This is a genomic window from Nostoc cf. commune SO-36 (genome assembly GCF_023734775.1).
Lineage (GTDB): Bacteria > Cyanobacteriota > Cyanobacteriia > Cyanobacteriales > Nostocaceae > Nostoc > Nostoc commune_A.
This window is the reverse complement of sequence record NZ_AP025732.1, coordinates 1,511,701-1,527,462: the sequence shown is the minus strand read 5'-3', so window position 1 is coordinate 1,527,462 and position 15,762 is coordinate 1,511,701. Positions and strand designations below refer to the sequence as shown.

Sequence of the window (15,762 nt, the reverse complement as noted above, 5' to 3'; positions counted from 1 at the left end):
TGCTATGTAAAATCTCATCCATTCCAGATGAATTTCTTATCCTGACTCCTGGTTTTGCCCAGTTGTTACGTTTTTTAATCTGTTTTTAAATTGAGCTAAGATCCAATCAATTCCCTAGTTCTGCCAAAATTAGCATTTCTTTGGGATCGGAGGAGTTTTATTTGTTAAGTCAATATTAACCACTAAGCATATCTAGGGATCAAGTGTTTTCTATAGGTTTTTTACCTGTTTCACGAATTTATCAGCTCTTCTGGGATCGAATTGTCATGTTTTCATAACATTAGTACTTGTGCATAAGTTGAGCGATCGCCCCAATGTTAACTTTGCATGACATTAGATTGTGGTTATTCGACTAATCAAATATGACTAATGACTAATCAACTCCACTGCATCTCGTCCATCAGAATTTTGTAAGAAAACTTTGACAATTTCTTCTTTAGCAGTAGGCAACTTTTTGCCAATAAAATCTGGGTGAATTGGTAATTCTCGATGGCCTCTGTCTACCAATACAGCTAAACGAATCACTTCTGGTCTACCGTAATCGTTGACTGCATTCAAAGCAGCGCGAATCGTCCGTCCTTTGAAAATCACATCATCTACGAGTACTACCGTTTTCCCCGTCAGGTCAAAAGGAATTTCGCTTTTTGTGGGAGTTCGCAATCCAATTTTGTCAAGGTCATCTCGATAAAATGTAATGTCCAAAGCACCGACTGACACGGCGACACCTTCCAATATTTCAATCTGACGCCCTAACAATTCGGCTAATAACGCACCCCTGGTATAAATCCCAAGCAGCACCAGTTGAGACAAATCACGCGTCCTTTCCACAATTTGAGACGCAAGACGAGTCAAGGTACGACGGATTTCTTCGGATGAAAGAATTTCAACTACTTTGGCAGACATGGCGAGTGATAAGTTAGGAGTGATGAGTTAAGAGTTAGGAATTTTATTCTTAACTCCTGTAGAGACACGATTAATCGCGTCTCTAACTCCTAACTTTATACTTATCATTACCTATTTGGAAGTATTAAGAATATAGCGATCGCTATTCCCAACCATAGCAAAAAACAATATCGAGTCAGCTGCAAAGCATTCTGAATAGAAGTTGCAGTAATAGGATAGATAGCATCTCCTAGCAGTGGTTTGTCCTTAGCTACCCCGCGATACCAATTTGTACCTCCCATCTGCACGCCCAAAAAAGCAGCATAGGCGCACTCACTCCAGCCAGAATTGGGACTAGGATCGTTCACTGCATCCCGACGGCAAATTCGCCAAATATACATCGGTTTACCCGATAACAGCGCCAGAGTCAGGACTGTTAACCGACAAGGTAGCCAAGTCAAACAATCTTCCAACCGCGCACAAAACCATCCTAAATAAGTATAGGGTGCTTCCCGGTAGCCCACCATTGAATCAAGGGTACTACTGGCTTTATATGCCAAAGCTAAGGGAGTTGGCCCGATAACTGGTATGAACACACCAACAATTGCATAAAAAAGCGGAGCCATTACTCCATCGGTGGCATTTTCTGCAACTGTTTCTAAAACGGCTCGCAAAATTTCTGCTTGTGAAAGGTTTTGTGTATCTCGACCAACATAATTACTTAAAATCTTCCGAACCTCAGCCAAATCTCCTGCTGTTAAAGGTTTTAAAACAGCCTCTGCTGCTGCTCGTAAACTTCTGCCAGCAAAACAACTAGCCAAAAGAATGCTATTTATGGCAATTCCTAGTAATGGATGAACCAATCTGGCAATTTTTATAATCAAAAAGCCAACAAGCCCGCTACCAATTATTAAAATAATCCCTAATACAATTCCTGCTAGACGTTGTGTTAGAGAATTTTGACACAATTGGAGAGAAAATTTGCTTAAGCGAGAAATTACCCAGCCCATAACTTGCACTGGATGAGGCCAATCCCAAGGATCGCCAATTAAGTAATCTAAAAATGCAGCAATTATTAAGATATAGATACTATTAGTCATAAGCCACGAGTCAAAGGTCAATATTTAGACTATTGACTCTTGACTAAACCACAAAACTTGCTTCTTCTCCCAGGGAAGCTTGCCAGCTACGAGCATCGTAATAAAGGTCTGCCAGAGTAATACTGTACAAAGCTTCTTTGAGCTTTTGGTTGAGTCTTTGCCAAAGGCTAAATGTTACCCAATCTTCAGCTTGTGTCGCTGCTGGGGTGTGATGGGGTAAATGGCTAGTTTCGCCAACTGCTTCTAAAATTTGTCCTATAGATATTTGTGCAGGCTCTCTTGCCAATTGGTATCCGCCGATGCTACCACGAATTGATTTAACTATTGATGCACGACGCATTTCTATTAGTAGTTTTTCAAGGTAAGGAGCTGGGATATCTTGGCGTTTAGCGATCGCTCTTACAGATGCAGGGCCATATCTTGGCTGTAAACTTAAATCTAGCAACGCCTTGACACTATAGTGTCCTCTGGTAGTTAGTTTCATTTTTGCAAGTTTTGTTGTTTGTAGTCATTTATCCTTATACTAATTCTTTGCGAAACTGCACAAAATTAGGCTTGGTAAGACAACTTGCTCTGAGCAACTGGTTCTATGCAACCTTACAGGTAATCGGTATTAGTCATTTGTAAATATCCAATGGCTAATGATCAATGACCAAGGATCAGTTTTACTTATCATTTTGTAACTTAGTTACCATCGAAAGCTTGTAGACAAGTTTTCGAGCGTTAGTTTAGAAAACTTAAAACAATTCTAGTCTAGCAGTGATTCACTAACTATATATATATAGTTATCAGCATTGCCAGCATTTTCTAAAATAGATTGTTTTGGCAATATTGGTAATGGCATAACAATTGTGCCTATGAGTGTAATATACTTGGCTAGGTTGAGATAAAAACTAAAGGATTATGTTCCTATTAGCTCAACCTCAGCTAAAATAAAATCGATTCAAACACTTCAAACATTCATTTTCGACCTAAGTTGATGCCTAAACTGAAAAAAATTGAACCCCTACTCGGTGAAGAACTGCTCAAAAAAGTCAAAGAGCTAGAGAGCGAGAGCAAGGAAGATAAAGCCAAGAAGTGCGGCTACTATACCGTTACCAAAAATGGTATAGAGCGCGTCAATATGATGAAGTTCTTAAATGCCCTAATTGATGCTGAAGGCATTCAGTTGGACAGTACACCCAGCGCTAATGGGCGTGGTGGACGTAGTGCTAGCTATAGAATTAGTGTGCAATCGAATGGTAACTTACTTATAGGTTCAGCTTATACAAAACAGATGAATCTTCAACCAGGAGATGAGTTTCTGATCACTTTAGGCAAAAAGCACATTCGTCTAAAACAGGTAGATCCAGAAGATCGGGAAGATGATGAAGCCATAGACGCTACAGCTTAATAAATTGGTTATTAGTCCTTTGTCATTAGTCCTTTGTCCTTTGTGAAAACAATGACTATAAACAGTCATTAGTCAAGTGTCATTTGTGAAAAATAATGACTAATGACCAATGACCAATGACTAATGACTAATGACTATATCTGTGGTGGGTAAGACTGGTAAATAGTGGCGAAGTGCCTTGCGCGTGACGGCTAAATTGCAGGTTAATGCAATTTGCTCTTTTTCTAGTAAACCCAAAATGCGATCGGGTTTGTCTCGTGCTACCACTGGTAATTGATGCAAACCTCGAAGACTCATGCGGTCTAAAGCTTCAGATAAAAGTTCATCTTGCCATGCATAGAGTATTTCAGTAGTACAAATGTCTATGAGGGTTTGACTGGATAAATTATCTGGAATTTCAGTTAGGGAATTTTGGTAAGTTTGCCAAAGAGCAAGGGCACGATTAATATCTTCCAGAGAGAGTATACCAACTAATTGCTCTGCTTCATCAACTACTAAAGCACTGCGGACGCGATCGCGGATCATTTCTACAGCAGCTTCTAATACCCCAAGGGTTGCAGGTAGCTTTTTTGGACAGGGGTACATAGCATCTTCTACCAAAATTTGCTGCACAATTTCCGCTTGTTCATCTTTTAATTCCGAAAGACCAATTTGTTGTAAGTTAGAGTTAGAGTTAAAAGTTGGTTTAATCCTTTCCGCTAGCCAAACACTCAAACCTACAGCTGCCATCAACGGTAAAACAATCCGATAGTCACGGGTTAATTCAAACAACATTAAAATAGCCGTTAACGGCGCTCTCACACTAGCAGCTAATACTGCTGCCATTCCCACCATTGCGTAAGCTGGAGGAGCCGCCATTAAATCGCAAATATTTGGGAATGCCACAGCCAAAATTTTGGCGTAAGCTGACCCAAAAGAAGCACCTAAAAACATTGCTGGTGCAAACAAACCGCCGATGAAACCGCTACCTGCACTAATTGCTGTAATCAGTAGCTTCACCACTAACAGCAGCACCAACAGGTAGAGTGGAAACTCCACATCCTGAAGCATTGCTTCTACAGTTTCATAACCTACGCCTAAAATTTGCGGGAAGTGCAAAGCAACTGCGCCAATTATCACACCGCCAATAATTGGATGAATCGGCTCAGGAATTTGCCCCAAAAAAGCGAAACCTGGAACTCTCCCAGCAAAACAGGCTTTTGCTACCCGAATTGATTGAGTATAAGCCAGAGAAACGAGGCTGGCCCCTAAACCTAAGCCAAGATAAAGGGGTAATTCCAAAGGACTGCGGACTTGGTAAGCAGGCAAATCAAAAGCAGGTTGTGCCCCTAAACCAATTTGGGCAATTAATGCTGCTACCACCGCCGCTAGCAGCACTACACTTACAGCAGAAGTAGCGAAAGATGTAGCTCCCATCACTACCTCTAGGGCAAAAAATACTCCAGCGATGGGAGCATTAAATCCCGCAGCAAGTCCAGCCGCCGCCCCAGCACCCAACAGCAAACGTTGTCGTTCTTGAGATACGTTAAGGATCACAGAGAACAACATTCCAAAATTCGCGCCAATTTCTACACTCGGCCCCTCCGGCCCCAAAGAAGCACCGCTCCCCAAAGAAACAGATGCGGCCAACATTTTCGTAACTGGTCGTAGTGGTCGCCTAATCTCTTTTCCCTGCGAGGCGGCGATGAGAGATGAAAGTTCAGGGCCAAAATCTTGAGTGCGCCAGCGCATCAAGCCAACGATTAATCCGCCAAGGGTGGGAACGCAAGCTAAAGTCCAAGCACCCCATGCACCGATTTGACCCATTAAATTTTCCAGCATCAACTGGTGAATCAGCTGGATTAAATAATGAAAGGTGACTACACCCATCCCAGTACCACCGCCAATGAGCATGGCTAAAAACAGGACAACGGTTTCTGGGGATGGTTGAAAACGATTAATTAGATGAGCTAAACGAGCGGAAGGTGTAGGAAAGGCAGGTTGTTCCGTTACCTTCCTCAATTGAGTGGGAGGCAAGAGAGTCATTGAGGGGCGGGGTAAATGTAAGAAAAAATTTAAATTTTTATCTGTTACTTCTCATTGTGAGCCATTATTTAGCAACCAGACAAGTAGACTTTATTTGCTTGATTTACAAACCTTTAGCCAAAAATGTCATTGTGCAAAATTTTTGTAGGGAGAATGGTTAAATAGGAGACAATTATTATTTAGGGGTTAGCGATCGCTAGGTTGGACATAGCTGCGGTTAGTAGAGTGCGCCTCTGCGCCAAAGCTATCGTTGTATAGAGACAAGAGAGTTTTTGGGGGTTGGGTGAACGCACCGGCAAACAAAAACTTGGAGTCATCCTTGCTTAAATCTAGCTATACTCGTCTTGCGACCATTGAGGCATCCTTGGTAGTAATACAATATATGTATGGTTTATGCCTGATGTTAGACCATACATTGATTCCAATTCAATATAGTTATTGTTATAGAGCGAGTAAATGGACTAGGCGGACGAGGTAAATGAATATACACACTTTTGATAATCATTATGTTACTTGCCCAATTTGCCAAAGAAATGCTACGCCCAAACCAGTTAAAACACGCATGGGCTTGTTTTGCTGTCCCTATTGTCAGGAACGGCTAGTCGTTTGCCAAAGTGGTCATTATGTCCGCGATCCGTTTACTTGGAGACAATTGATGATGTCTTCATCGCTACGTCGGCAAAGCCGACCTTTAGCGAGGATTCTCAGAGATTTTGTCTTGCTCAAACGTCCTATGGTAGCCTTGGCTGTAGGAAGTGCCATTTTTTTTAGTGCGATCGCTCTTACCCAAGAGAGGACAAACTACGATAGCCAAATTCTTCCCAGAACGGAAAAAATTAATGAACCAGGAAACAAATCTCAGTAAATGGATTACTTTTGTATAAATCAGATTTTGTTTTGATTTTTGTAATATTATAACTAAATACTTATGTAAAACCGTGTCTTATTGCCCTAAATAAGACACGGTTTGACATTATGTTCGCGGAAATACCGGGAGCATTCCAAATGTGTAAGTTATATCAAACCCAAGTTATAAATTGTCAGGTAATACTTGTATCATTACCTTTTGGGCAATGATCTGATTTTTTATTCACAAGGGGACAAGGAGAATAACCATGCCCAATGCCCCACATTTATAATCGTTCAGTGTCTTTTGTAATCAGTTTCCAGCCTTCAGCTTGGTCAATTAGCTTCATCGACTCTAGTTGAAGATTGTTGAAAGCAGATGCATGAAGTAGAAAGTAGGGTTGGCCGTTGTAGTGCCAATAATATTGGAGTTCACCAACAGAAGCGGGAATGATGGTGCGATCGCTATAATAATCCAACGAGGGACGATGGTGGGGAAAAGATGTGTAAATCTTCTTCGTAGCTGGATTTGCCCGCACAATCATCGCTGCTACTGGTTTAACTGGATAGGCTTCAGATAATTCCCAAACCCAGTAGTTAGATTTCATTAACAACAGCAGTGAAATATAACTTCCCCAAAACAAAATCTTCAGAAATTGGCCGTCGCCCCGTTCTGCCAAAATAGCTGCTAAGGTCATAGTTAAAGCCACTGCTGCAAAAATCAGTTGTAGGTCTGTTTTCGGTGTTGTGCCCCAACTAAAATAAATACTACCAGCAGAAGCAACTACAGCAAGTATTGCTAAACCAGCAACCCAAGCACGGGGGTAGGATGAGAGTAAAGGCGAATTTTCTGTTTCTGATAACTGGATACCAAAAGCTAAAGCTAAACTAGGGTAAATCGGGAATAGATACCAGGGAACTTTGGTAATCATGAAAGAAATTACCAGCAGGTAAACACCACTCCATGCCATTATTAGTTTTGCCCAGCTAAGGTTGCGATTTTCCCAAGTTAAGCGGGCAGTTTGCGGTAAGAATAATAACCAAGGCCATGTGTATTTGAGAAGTTCAATCACATAGTACCAAGGTGGTTGAGAATTCGCTTCTACAACTGAGCCAATTCGGCCTAATGATGGGTTTGCAAGGCCAATTTGAACGAAAGTATAACCGTATTCAATTAGTTGGGCACTATACCAAGCAGCGACAGGCAGAATGCCAATTAAGATTGCTATCCAGAAATAGTAACAGGTGAGCAGTCGTGGTGTATCCCAAAATAGAAAGACGATCGCGATCGCACCTAGTAATATGCCTAGTAATCCTTGAGTGAGGCAAATGAATCCGAAGCTAATGCCAACACCAAGACAATAACGTAAATCTCGGCGCGATCGCAACACGCACAACATCATCACCATCAAAAAACTTACCATTGCCCCATCTAACATTGCTAACCGCCCATGACGTACTACGGGTAGCATTGTTAGGTAAATCAAAGCGCTATAAATCGCTGCCCAACGCTGGCGAAATATCTCTTGAGCAATGCAATACAGTAAAGGTACAGATGTCGCTGTTAAAATTGCTCCAGGGAGACGCGTTGTCAACTCATTTTCGCCTCCCAAAGAATAAGCCCAAGCAATTAGCAAATGCATCAAAGGCGGCTTGTTGTGATATGGTTCGCCTCCTAGTGTTGGGTAAAGCCAACGCATGGAACCTGCTGGCGCTTGCCAAATTTCATGAGCAACCTGTGCCACAGTCCCTTCATCCCAATCTCGCAGAGGCAATCCTCCCAGATTGATGCTAAACAGTAATACTGCTGCTAACAGCAATACTATTAGCCATACCCAATCAATCCATTTGCCAACTGTGCGATGCTGTTTTTCCAGATGACTCCAAATAAAACTTCCTTCTTGCATATTCTATGTTAATCATTTTACTTGCTGGTTTGATTACATAGAGACATCTAGCTAATCTCCAATGTTGCCACCCAGTAACAACGTATGTTCTTAACAATTGCTAGTTTCTAAGATTAACTCAACTTTTTATAATTAGCCCTATTTTTTGAAAAATTCATCTTAGTTATTTAAACAACATTTCAGCAGGTAAATGATAAAAATAATACAAACAATAAATTATTTATTACCTCTTAAGTAGTCCGGGTATTAACTAGCATCTTATTTTTTAACCTTAGTTTAATTTTTATCTACTTAATTGTAATACCTTTTATTTGTGAGGTTAAACCAAGTTTTCTTAGCTTCTTGTTTTTGGTGTTCTTCTCTACAAAAACTATGTGTAGCTTGATTATACGTAAGATTATGTACCTTTTATGATTTATTAATCATATAGTTTGGTGTATCTTAATACAGAATTTATATAAGTTAGCTTAACCACGAAAATACAGAAATAATTGTTATAAACTTTGAATTTTGTCCTGATGGGAAAGTAATCTTCAGAATAAAATATAAGCATTGAGGATGAGAACAAAAATTTAATATTCAAAATTGTAATAATGAAAATTAGGATGTTATAGAAATTCTCTAAAAAAGTATTGAAATCAACAAACAAGCGAAAATATTGAGTTTATTTACTCAACCAAATTTATTATTTTTGACAAAGACAAGCATATTTAAGTTAAAAAATAAAAATAACTCTGAGTTGTAATTCTTTATTTTGAAAAGTAATGTCAATTTGCCTAATAAATTCTCGAAAGTAAAATCGTCGCTCTGTTTCTGACAAATCTAACCAAAATTGTGGTATGGAAACAGCTTGAGCAACAGAACGCAAGTTAACTGGAGGGAGAGTTGCCAACTTTGCTTCGAGTGCAGAAATTTCTGTGCGGAGTTTGTAAGCCCTTAACTTTGCTGTTTCAGCATCTAAAATTCCAGTTTCAATTAAAGCGGGTAACTGGACGAGTATTTCTTGCTGACGAGCGATCGCTTGCCCTAAACTATTCTTGACTGCATCCAATTGCGGAAAATTCATCCCTGCTACCGCCAGTGGTAAATCACGGCAAACCGTTTCAATTGTATGTTCCAACACCTCTTGGTAAGGAATAGCCTTACACTTGGGGCGTTGAGGGCAGCTAGTAGAACGTAAATAAAGATACTCCTTATCTTGGTTGCGTTGGGTGACACGGGTAACTGTCAAATGTGACTGACACTCAGCGCAAACAACCAACCCAGCTAGAGAACGCGGTGCGCTAGCAGTTCGGGATGATAAACGGCTGTTACGGCGTAAAAGTCGGTCAACTTGGGCTGCTTCTTCTTTAGAAATGATTGGAATATGGGTATTGGAGATAATTTCACCATTTTGGTAAGCTGTATTGCCGCGATAAACTGGATTAGTCAGCCAGCGCCTTCCTGTAGTGACAGAGATTTTCTTACCGTATTTTTTTGCCAAGTAACGAACTGAACCTCGCAGGGAACCATAAAGTAGAAAGTGTTCAAAAAAATCTTTGACTACTGGTGAAGTACTGCGATCAACAGTATATTTTCCCTTACCTCGGCGATAGCCGTAGGGAACTTTGCCGGGTGGCGGTGCAACCTCAAGACGATTACGGGCGTGTCCTTGACGGATGCGGCGACTACGTTGCTGACGTTGGATTGCGTGTAACAAATTCAGTAAATCAGCGCCCAGTGGGTAATTTTCGGAAGTGTAGGGTTGTTCAGTGGCGATTACCGCTATTCCCATTACTTCGAGTTTATTTAAGCGATCGCTAATTTCTTCTACAGTATCACCCAATTCTTCCAACCGACGAATCAACAAATAATCTGCTGATTCAGTTTCGCAATCGGTAAATAATTGTTGTAATTGCGATCGTTCAGAAGAGTCTGGCTTGCCCAAATCTTCATAAACCCGATCTACTTCCCATCCCCAATCGGCTTGATCGGGAGAAGATTCTAAAAGCGGATCGGTGTAAGAATAGGCAATAATTTTCATTTGTCATTTGTCATTTGTCATTGGTTATTAATTCTCTTCCCTCATCTCCCTCATCTCCCTCATCTCCCTCATCTCCCTCATCTCCCTCATCTCCCTCATCTCCCTCATCTCCCTCATCTCCCTCATCTCCCCCTGCCTCCCCTGCTTCCTCACTGCTGACTCAACTCGATAATATTCCCATCAGGATCTTGAGTGAACAGGGCAGCGCGACCGGAGGCGCTGGTTTGAATGGGATAATTATGATTTAGTAATTCCTGTTTGGCGGTGTCTAAGTCAGCAACAGAGAAAGCAATGTGGGGATTGCGCCCCCATTTTTCGTTTGGGTTTTTCGTGGGGACAGTAGGCGCAACTATCAGGTGAAGTTGGTAGTTGCCGACTTGATACCATGCGCCAGCGTATTTCAGGGAACGATCTATTTTAGATAATCCCAACACTTTGCCATAAAATTGCTCGGAGCGTTCTAAGTCAGTCACAAGAATCGCTGTATGGAGACTTTGAGTAATCTGCATTGTCGGTAATATGCGTAGGCGTAGCCTGCCGCAGGCATCGCGTTTATTTAGATTTTGACGTACTTTGAACTCTTTCGGGCAATGGGGAGACAATTACAAATGACAAATACATCAAAGACTCAACGGCAGTTTAACTGTAAACGTTGTCCAGCCTTGAGTGCTGGTAACTTCTATTGTGCCTTGGAGATATTTGACTAACTTCTTCACTAATGCTAAACCTAATCCTGTGCCACTCTGTTGCCAGCGTTCGCTTTGAGGAATTCGGTAAAACGGCTCAAAGATTCGAGATTGTTCTTTTTTCGGAATTATCACCCCAGAATTGCTAATTTCAATTTGAAAGTAGGGAGATGGAAAATTAAGTAATACACCAGATTCAGCATCTTCATTAGTGTCGATTAGCTGAACATCGACTGCAATCTGTCCATCAGGCGGTGTATATTTACAAGCATTGTTGAGTAACTCTGAGATAATTTCGGTCAAGCTAGACAAGTCTGAAACTAAGGGTGGTAAATTTGGAGCAACGCTAAGTTTAAAAGACTGTTGCCTAGCTTGAGCGCGTTCCTGAAAATACTCGGCAACGTGAGGCAGCCATCTTTGGAGTTGAATTGAAGTTAATTCTAAAGGATAGATATCTGCATCAATCATCCGTATATGCAGTAAATTATCTACTAAATCTAGTTCTTGTTCGCACTGATCGCGCAGAATACTTAAATAGCGGGCTACAGATTCAGATGGGGAAAGTGCCTTTGCATTTAAAATACCCTGCTGATCAAGAATATTTTCTAGTACGGAGATTGCCATTTTGATGTTTGATAAGGGCGTTCGCATTTCATGAGAAGTGGTTGCCAGAAAATCTTCTTTCAACTGGTTCAGCCGTTGAAGTTCTGCCACTTGAATTTCTAGTTGTCGGGCACGTTCACTTGCGAGATTACGTTCTTCAGTTAACCGTCGTTGTGTGTCATCTCGGAAAACTAGGATTGCTCCTGTAATTACACCATTATTATTTCTGAGGGGAGTAGCACTGTCAGCTATTGGTATATTTATCCCGTTTTTAGGAACTAGTAAAACGCCACTGCTTAGATAGACAATAGTTTCTTGTTGGAGGGCTGCGATAATTGGATTTTCTACCGAAAGCTGAGTTTGCTCATCAATAAGTTTGATAACTTCAGTTAACATCCTGTTCTTAGCTTCGTTCCATCGCCACCCCGTCAGAGCTTCAGCTACCTGATTGATATATTTAATATGTAATTCATTGTCTACTACAATTACCCCATCACCCATTCCTCGAAGCACAGAACTCAAAAATTGCTCGCGATCATAGCGATTGAGTGCTGTTTGAATGGCAACATAAAGTTCTTGCTCTTTGATGGGTTTAAGAATATACCCAAAAGGGGATGTCAGGGTTGCCCGTTCTACAGTGAACTTATCAGAGTGACCTGTGACATAGATAACAGGGATTTGCAGATTATGCCAAATTTGCTCTGCTGCCTGAATGCCGTCTATTTCACCTCGTAACCTGATATCCATTAGAATCAAGTTTGGGCGTAGCTTAGTCGCTCTTGCGATCGCTCCTTCTGCGGAGTCGGCAATATCTAAGACAACGTATCCCAAAGACTCTAAAGTTTCTTGTAAGTTGATAGCAAGAATATACTCATCTTCAACGACAAGGACTTTAACTGTCTCCTTTTTCACTGTGTTTGAGGGGATACTAATCATGTTTATGACCGAATATTTGTAAAAGTAATTTTGAACTCTGTTCCCTGTTGAGAGTTAATTTCAAGCTTTCCTCTTAGCTGCTTGACTAAACCCTGAACTAGTGTTATGCCGAGTGTTTTAGCTTTTTTGCTATCAAAATTTTCAGGTAAACCAACACCATTATCTCGGATAATAAGTGTCAAAGTAGATTCCGGTTCTTGATAAAACTTAACCTCAATTTCGCCTCCACGATTACCTACAAAGGCATATTTTAAAGCATTGGAAACCAGTTCATTGATAATCAAGCCACAAGGAATTGCGGTTTCGATGTCGAGGCTAGCATTATCAACTTGAATATTAAGCGTAATCGGGCTGGAACTAACATTATAAGAATCAAATAAATGAGTTATTAAATCTGGGATATATTGAGCAAAATCAATATCGGCGAGGTCTTCAGAACGGTACAACTTTTCATGAACTAAGGCAATAGAAGCAATACGGTTTTGGCTATCGCGCAAAATTGCTGTTACTACAGGATCTTGTGTCCGTCGGCACTGCATTTGCAGTAAACTGCTGACGATTCCTAAATTATTTTTTACACGATGGTGAATTTCTTTAAGTAATACTTCCTTTTCTTTCAGAGAGGCTTTAATTGTTTCCTCCGCTTGCTTTTGCTCGGTGATATCTTGTTGAACAGCTACAAGGACATTTCCATACTCAGGATGCCTAAAAACGGAAGCAGTAGCGCTACACCAGAATAAACTGCCATCTTTTTTAACATTATGAACCTCATAGCTTGCTTCACTCTGTTGTAAGATATTAGTTCTAATGGCCTGGTTAACATCTTCAGGTGTCATAAGTTCATTTCCGTGGTTAACAATTGACACATGCTTGCCAATTAATTCACCAGGGTCATAACCAAACATCTGTTCAAATTTAGGATTGGTGTAGACAAACACATCATCTGTGGCACGAATTAGGCAAATTCCCTCCGCCATGTTGCGGATAATTACTGCTTGCAACTCTAACATTTGTTCAGCGCGTTTGCGATCGCTGATTTCAACTACAACCATGCCCATGCTAGTGGGTTGATCGGCTTCAGACTGAATTGGAAAATAAGAAGCTAGCCAAGTTCTGATTACACCTGGGAGTTTTGGGGTTTCTCCACTGATCTCAAAATCCAGAATCGCTTCACCTGTAGTTAAAACATTTTGAAAGATCGGTTCGAGCCTTGATGCCAAATCAGGGACAATCTCCCACAGAGTTTTACCAATATGCGCGGCTGCGGGAATACCATTAATTTCTGCTAATGCTTCATTAATCAATGAGTAACGCAGTTGCCGATCCAGAATGGTTATACCAACGGGTGCGCTATTGATAAAAGTATCCAATAAATTTTGCTTGTGAGCCAGTTCTCGTTCTAAAATTTTACGTTCTGTGATGTCGATCGCTACCCTACCCACTAATTTTTGTTCAGACAATCCGAGAATTGGGAATTTGTATACCAAGAACTCACCAAGAATGCCATCTGTTCGAGAAGCAACTTTGATTGTCTCAATTGCCTGATTTGTTGTGTAACTGTCTGAATATGCTCGAAATGCTGCGAAAGTTAACTTCATCTATGGTAAAGGTCAAAAACTGATTGCCCAATTACCTGTTCGGGTAGTAATTGAAATGTCCGCAAGTATACTTGGTTTGAGTAAAGTATATGCCCATCTGTATTAGAGATCCACGCTAGTACTGGGCTGTTGTTCATAAATGCCTGGAACCTTGCTTCACTTTCTCGCAAGGCTGCTTCTGCTTGTTTGCGTAAGCGAAGCTCGTCGTAGACATCGCTGATGTCAATAATTACTCCTAGCATCTGTACAGGGTCGCCTACTTCGTTATAAACGCCCCGCCCTTTCCCTGTGAACCAGTGAACACTACCATTAGGATAAATTACTCGGTATTCACCCTGAAAATTAGTATGTTGTTCCAGAGCATTTGATACAGCTTGCTCAATTTGGTCAACATCCTCTGGATGAACACAATCGCGCCATAGCTGATAACTAGCTACGGATATTTCTGGCTCTAAACCTAACAAACGATAATGGTTGTCGTTCCAGACAACTTCACCTGTTTTAAGATTCCAATCCCAAATACCGATGTGATTAAATTCTAACGTTAGCCTTAGTTGTTCTTCACTTCTGGCCAAAGCTGCTTCAGTTTGTTTACGTTCTGTAATATCTAGAACAGATCCCAGTAGCTTAACTGCCTGCCCTTGAGGGTCATAAGCTATCTCTGCTTTCGCCTCAAGGTAGCGCACTAAACCATCGGGTCGAACAATTCGATACTCAGTATTAAAAAAGGTTTCTTGAGCGATTGCCTGTTGGATGTGGGTCTTCATCCAGGCGCGATCGTCTGGGTGAACTATCTGGAGAAATTCTTCTTCGGTCGGTTCGCTTTGAGTTGGATTTAGACCAAAAATGCGAAAAGTTTCTATTGACCAGCAGCGCTTTTTAGTTTCTAAATTAAATTCCCAACTACCTACATGGGCAATCTGTTGAGTAGTGGCTAGCAGTGCTTCACTCCGTCGGAGTCTTTCTTCAGTCTGTATGCGATCGGTAATATCCTCAAGTGAACCGACCAATCGCAGTGGATTTCCTTGCTTATTCCAAATTCCTTTAGCCCGCGATTTAAACCAGCGATAGCTGCCATTTTTGCAACGGAGACGATATTCAACTTTATAATCTGAAACTTGCCGGAGCAAATAAGCTTCTTGTGCAGCCATGACTCTGGCATAATCATCAGGATGAATGCGAATACTCCACTCATCATCGCGATCGCTAAGTTCGTTAGGTTCATATCCCAACATTGTGAACCAACGCCGAGAACGGAAGGTTTGATTAGTAGATATGTCCCAATCCCAAATTCCCTCCTTAGTACCTGCGATCGCTAATTGCCAACGTTCTTCATTTTGGCGCAAGGTTTCTTCAGCTTTTTGGCGTTCGCGCAGTGCAGCTTGTTGTTCACTGATATCTCGCCCTTCTGGAATCAACAAAACAACTTGGCCTGTCTCGTCTTGCAATGGACGTAAAGAAAATCGATTGTTATTACTCGGTTATTTGCGCCTAGAACATCGACTTCATAGCGGACAAACTCTCCTTGAGCTGCCAAAGCGATCGCTTGTTTTAATTCTGCTTGAGTTTGCGATGAAATTGTCCACCAGTGTGTTTCCCAAAAAGGGCGATTGATCACATCTTCAAGCTGAGTCCGCCAAAACTGAGCGCAGCCTGGTTGGCCTCCAGTAAAATGCCATCTGGCGTTAGTAGCCCTGTGAACTGGAAAGTATTATTAAAGATGGCATAAAAACGGCGATTGCTTTGGTGCAATTTGGCAATAC

The 15,762-nt window shown here is 41.2% G+C and carries 14 protein-coding genes; 2 read left to right on the top strand and 12 right to left on the bottom strand.

Going from position 1 to position 15,762, the window contains the following annotated elements:
- Positions 1-366 precede the first annotated feature (366 nt).
- The 3 genes from pyrR to ANSO36C_RS06700 all read right to left on the bottom strand — a co-directional run bounded on the left by pyrR (position 367) and on the right by ANSO36C_RS06700 (position 2,466).
- Positions 367-903, bottom strand: a complete 537-nt coding sequence (gene pyrR, locus ANSO36C_RS06710) for a bifunctional pyr operon transcriptional regulator/uracil phosphoribosyltransferase PyrR (RefSeq protein WP_251958902.1) — start codon at positions 901-903, stop codon at positions 367-369.
- Positions 904-1,010: 107 nt separating this feature from the next.
- Positions 1,011-1,982 carry an adenosylcobinamide-phosphate synthase CbiB gene (cbiB, locus tag ANSO36C_RS06705; protein ID WP_251958901.1) on the bottom strand — a complete coding sequence of 324 codons (972 nt, stop codon included), beginning with the start codon at positions 1,980-1,982 and terminating at the stop codon, positions 1,011-1,013.
- Positions 1,983-2,025: 43 nt separating this feature from the next.
- The gene (locus ANSO36C_RS06700) at positions 2,026-2,466 is read right to left on the bottom strand and encodes an Rrf2 family transcriptional regulator (protein WP_251958900.1); all 441 of its coding nucleotides are present in this window, start codon (positions 2,464-2,466) and stop codon (positions 2,026-2,028) included.
- Between the two features lie 495 nt (positions 2,467-2,961).
- On the opposite strand from ANSO36C_RS06700, the gene ANSO36C_RS06695 reads away from it, so the two are divergent.
- Positions 2,962-3,375, top strand: coding sequence for an AbrB family transcriptional regulator (locus ANSO36C_RS06695; RefSeq protein WP_251958899.1), 414 nt, complete (start codon positions 2,962-2,964; stop codon positions 3,373-3,375).
- 120 nt (positions 3,376-3,495) lie between these two features.
- On the opposite strand, the gene ANSO36C_RS06690 is transcribed toward ANSO36C_RS06695, so the two are convergent.
- Positions 3,496-5,400 (bottom strand): chloride channel protein, encoded by a 1,905-nt coding sequence (locus ANSO36C_RS06690; RefSeq protein WP_251958898.1) that lies wholly within the window; start codon positions 5,398-5,400, stop codon positions 3,496-3,498.
- Between the two features lie 478 nt (positions 5,401-5,878).
- On the opposite strand from ANSO36C_RS06690, the gene ANSO36C_RS06685 reads away from it, so the two are divergent.
- Positions 5,879-6,265 (top strand): hypothetical protein, encoded by a 387-nt coding sequence (locus ANSO36C_RS06685; RefSeq protein ID WP_251958897.1) that lies wholly within the window; start codon positions 5,879-5,881, stop codon positions 6,263-6,265.
- Positions 6,266-6,533: 268 nt separating this feature from the next.
- Here ANSO36C_RS06685 and ANSO36C_RS06680 read toward each other — a convergent pair whose 3' ends face one another.
- The 8 genes from ANSO36C_RS06680 to ANSO36C_RS06650 form a co-directional block, all read right to left on the bottom strand.
- The gene (locus tag ANSO36C_RS06680; RefSeq protein WP_251958896.1) at positions 6,534-8,153 is read right to left on the bottom strand and encodes an ArnT family glycosyltransferase; all 1,620 of its coding nucleotides are present in this window, start codon (positions 8,151-8,153) and stop codon (positions 6,534-6,536) included.
- Between the two features lie 715 nt (positions 8,154-8,868).
- Positions 8,869-10,176 (bottom strand): recombinase family protein, encoded by a 1,308-nt coding sequence (locus ANSO36C_RS06675; RefSeq protein ID WP_251958895.1) that lies wholly within the window; start codon positions 10,174-10,176, stop codon positions 8,869-8,871.
- Between the two features lie 27 nt (positions 10,177-10,203).
- Positions 10,204-10,329 (bottom strand): hypothetical protein, encoded by a 126-nt coding sequence (locus ANSO36C_RS33830; RefSeq protein ID WP_267145358.1) that lies wholly within the window; start codon positions 10,327-10,329, stop codon positions 10,204-10,206.
- On the bottom strand, positions 10,326-10,685 hold the full coding sequence (locus ANSO36C_RS06670) for a VOC family protein (RefSeq protein WP_251958894.1): 360 nt from the start codon (positions 10,683-10,685) through the stop codon (positions 10,326-10,328). The genes ANSO36C_RS33830 and ANSO36C_RS06670 overlap by 4 nt, the downstream gene beginning before the upstream one ends.
- Before the next feature lie 111 nt (positions 10,686-10,796).
- Positions 10,797-12,401 (bottom strand): hybrid sensor histidine kinase/response regulator, encoded by a 1,605-nt coding sequence (locus tag ANSO36C_RS06665; protein ID WP_251958893.1) that lies wholly within the window; start codon positions 12,399-12,401, stop codon positions 10,797-10,799.
- Between the two features lie 2 nt (positions 12,402-12,403).
- Entirely contained in the window at positions 12,404-13,999 is a 1,596-nt protein-coding gene (locus tag ANSO36C_RS06660) for a histidine kinase dimerization/phosphoacceptor domain -containing protein (protein WP_251958892.1), read from the bottom strand.
- On the bottom strand, positions 13,996-15,447 hold the full coding sequence (locus tag ANSO36C_RS06655) for a PAS domain-containing protein (RefSeq protein WP_251958891.1): 1,452 nt from the start codon (positions 15,445-15,447) through the stop codon (positions 13,996-13,998). Before ANSO36C_RS06655 ends, ANSO36C_RS06660 begins: the two co-directional genes overlap by 4 nt.
- Entirely contained in the window at positions 15,414-15,617 is a 204-nt protein-coding gene (locus ANSO36C_RS06650) for a hypothetical protein (protein ID WP_251958890.1), read from the bottom strand. The genes ANSO36C_RS06655 and ANSO36C_RS06650 overlap by 34 nt, the downstream gene beginning before the upstream one ends.
- Positions 15,618-15,762: the final 145 nt, after the last annotated feature.

Bases quoted from the DNA above. Each gene is read 5' to 3' on its own strand.
- pyrR (WP_251958902.1), bottom strand. From the start codon at position 903: ATGTCTGCCAAAGTAGTTGAAATTCTTTCATCCGAAGAAATCCGTCGT.
- cbiB (WP_251958901.1), bottom strand. From the start codon at position 1,982: ATGACTAATAGTATCTATATCTTAATAATTGCTGCATTTTTAGATTAC.
- ANSO36C_RS06700 (WP_251958900.1), bottom strand. From the start codon at position 2,466: ATGAAACTAACTACCAGAGGACACTATAGTGTCAAGGCGTTGCTAGAT.
- ANSO36C_RS06695 (WP_251958899.1), top strand. From the start codon at position 2,962: ATGCCTAAACTGAAAAAAATTGAACCCCTACTCGGTGAAGAACTGCTC.
- ANSO36C_RS06690 (WP_251958898.1), bottom strand. From the start codon at position 5,400: ATGACTCTCTTGCCTCCCACTCAATTGAGGAAGGTAACGGAACAACCT.
- ANSO36C_RS06685 (WP_251958897.1), top strand. From the start codon at position 5,879: ATGAATATACACACTTTTGATAATCATTATGTTACTTGCCCAATTTGC.
- ANSO36C_RS06680 (WP_251958896.1), bottom strand. From the start codon at position 8,153: ATGCAAGAAGGAAGTTTTATTTGGAGTCATCTGGAAAAACAGCATCGC.
- ANSO36C_RS06675 (WP_251958895.1), bottom strand. From the start codon at position 10,176: ATGAAAATTATTGCCTATTCTTACACCGATCCGCTTTTAGAATCTTCT.
- ANSO36C_RS06670 (WP_251958894.1), bottom strand. From the start codon at position 10,685: ATGCAGATTACTCAAAGTCTCCATACAGCGATTCTTGTGACTGACTTA.
- ANSO36C_RS06665 (WP_251958893.1), bottom strand. From the start codon at position 12,401: ATGATTAGTATCCCCTCAAACACAGTGAAAAAGGAGACAGTTAAAGTC.
- ANSO36C_RS06660 (WP_251958892.1), bottom strand. From the start codon at position 13,999: ATGAAGTTAACTTTCGCAGCATTTCGAGCATATTCAGACAGTTACACA.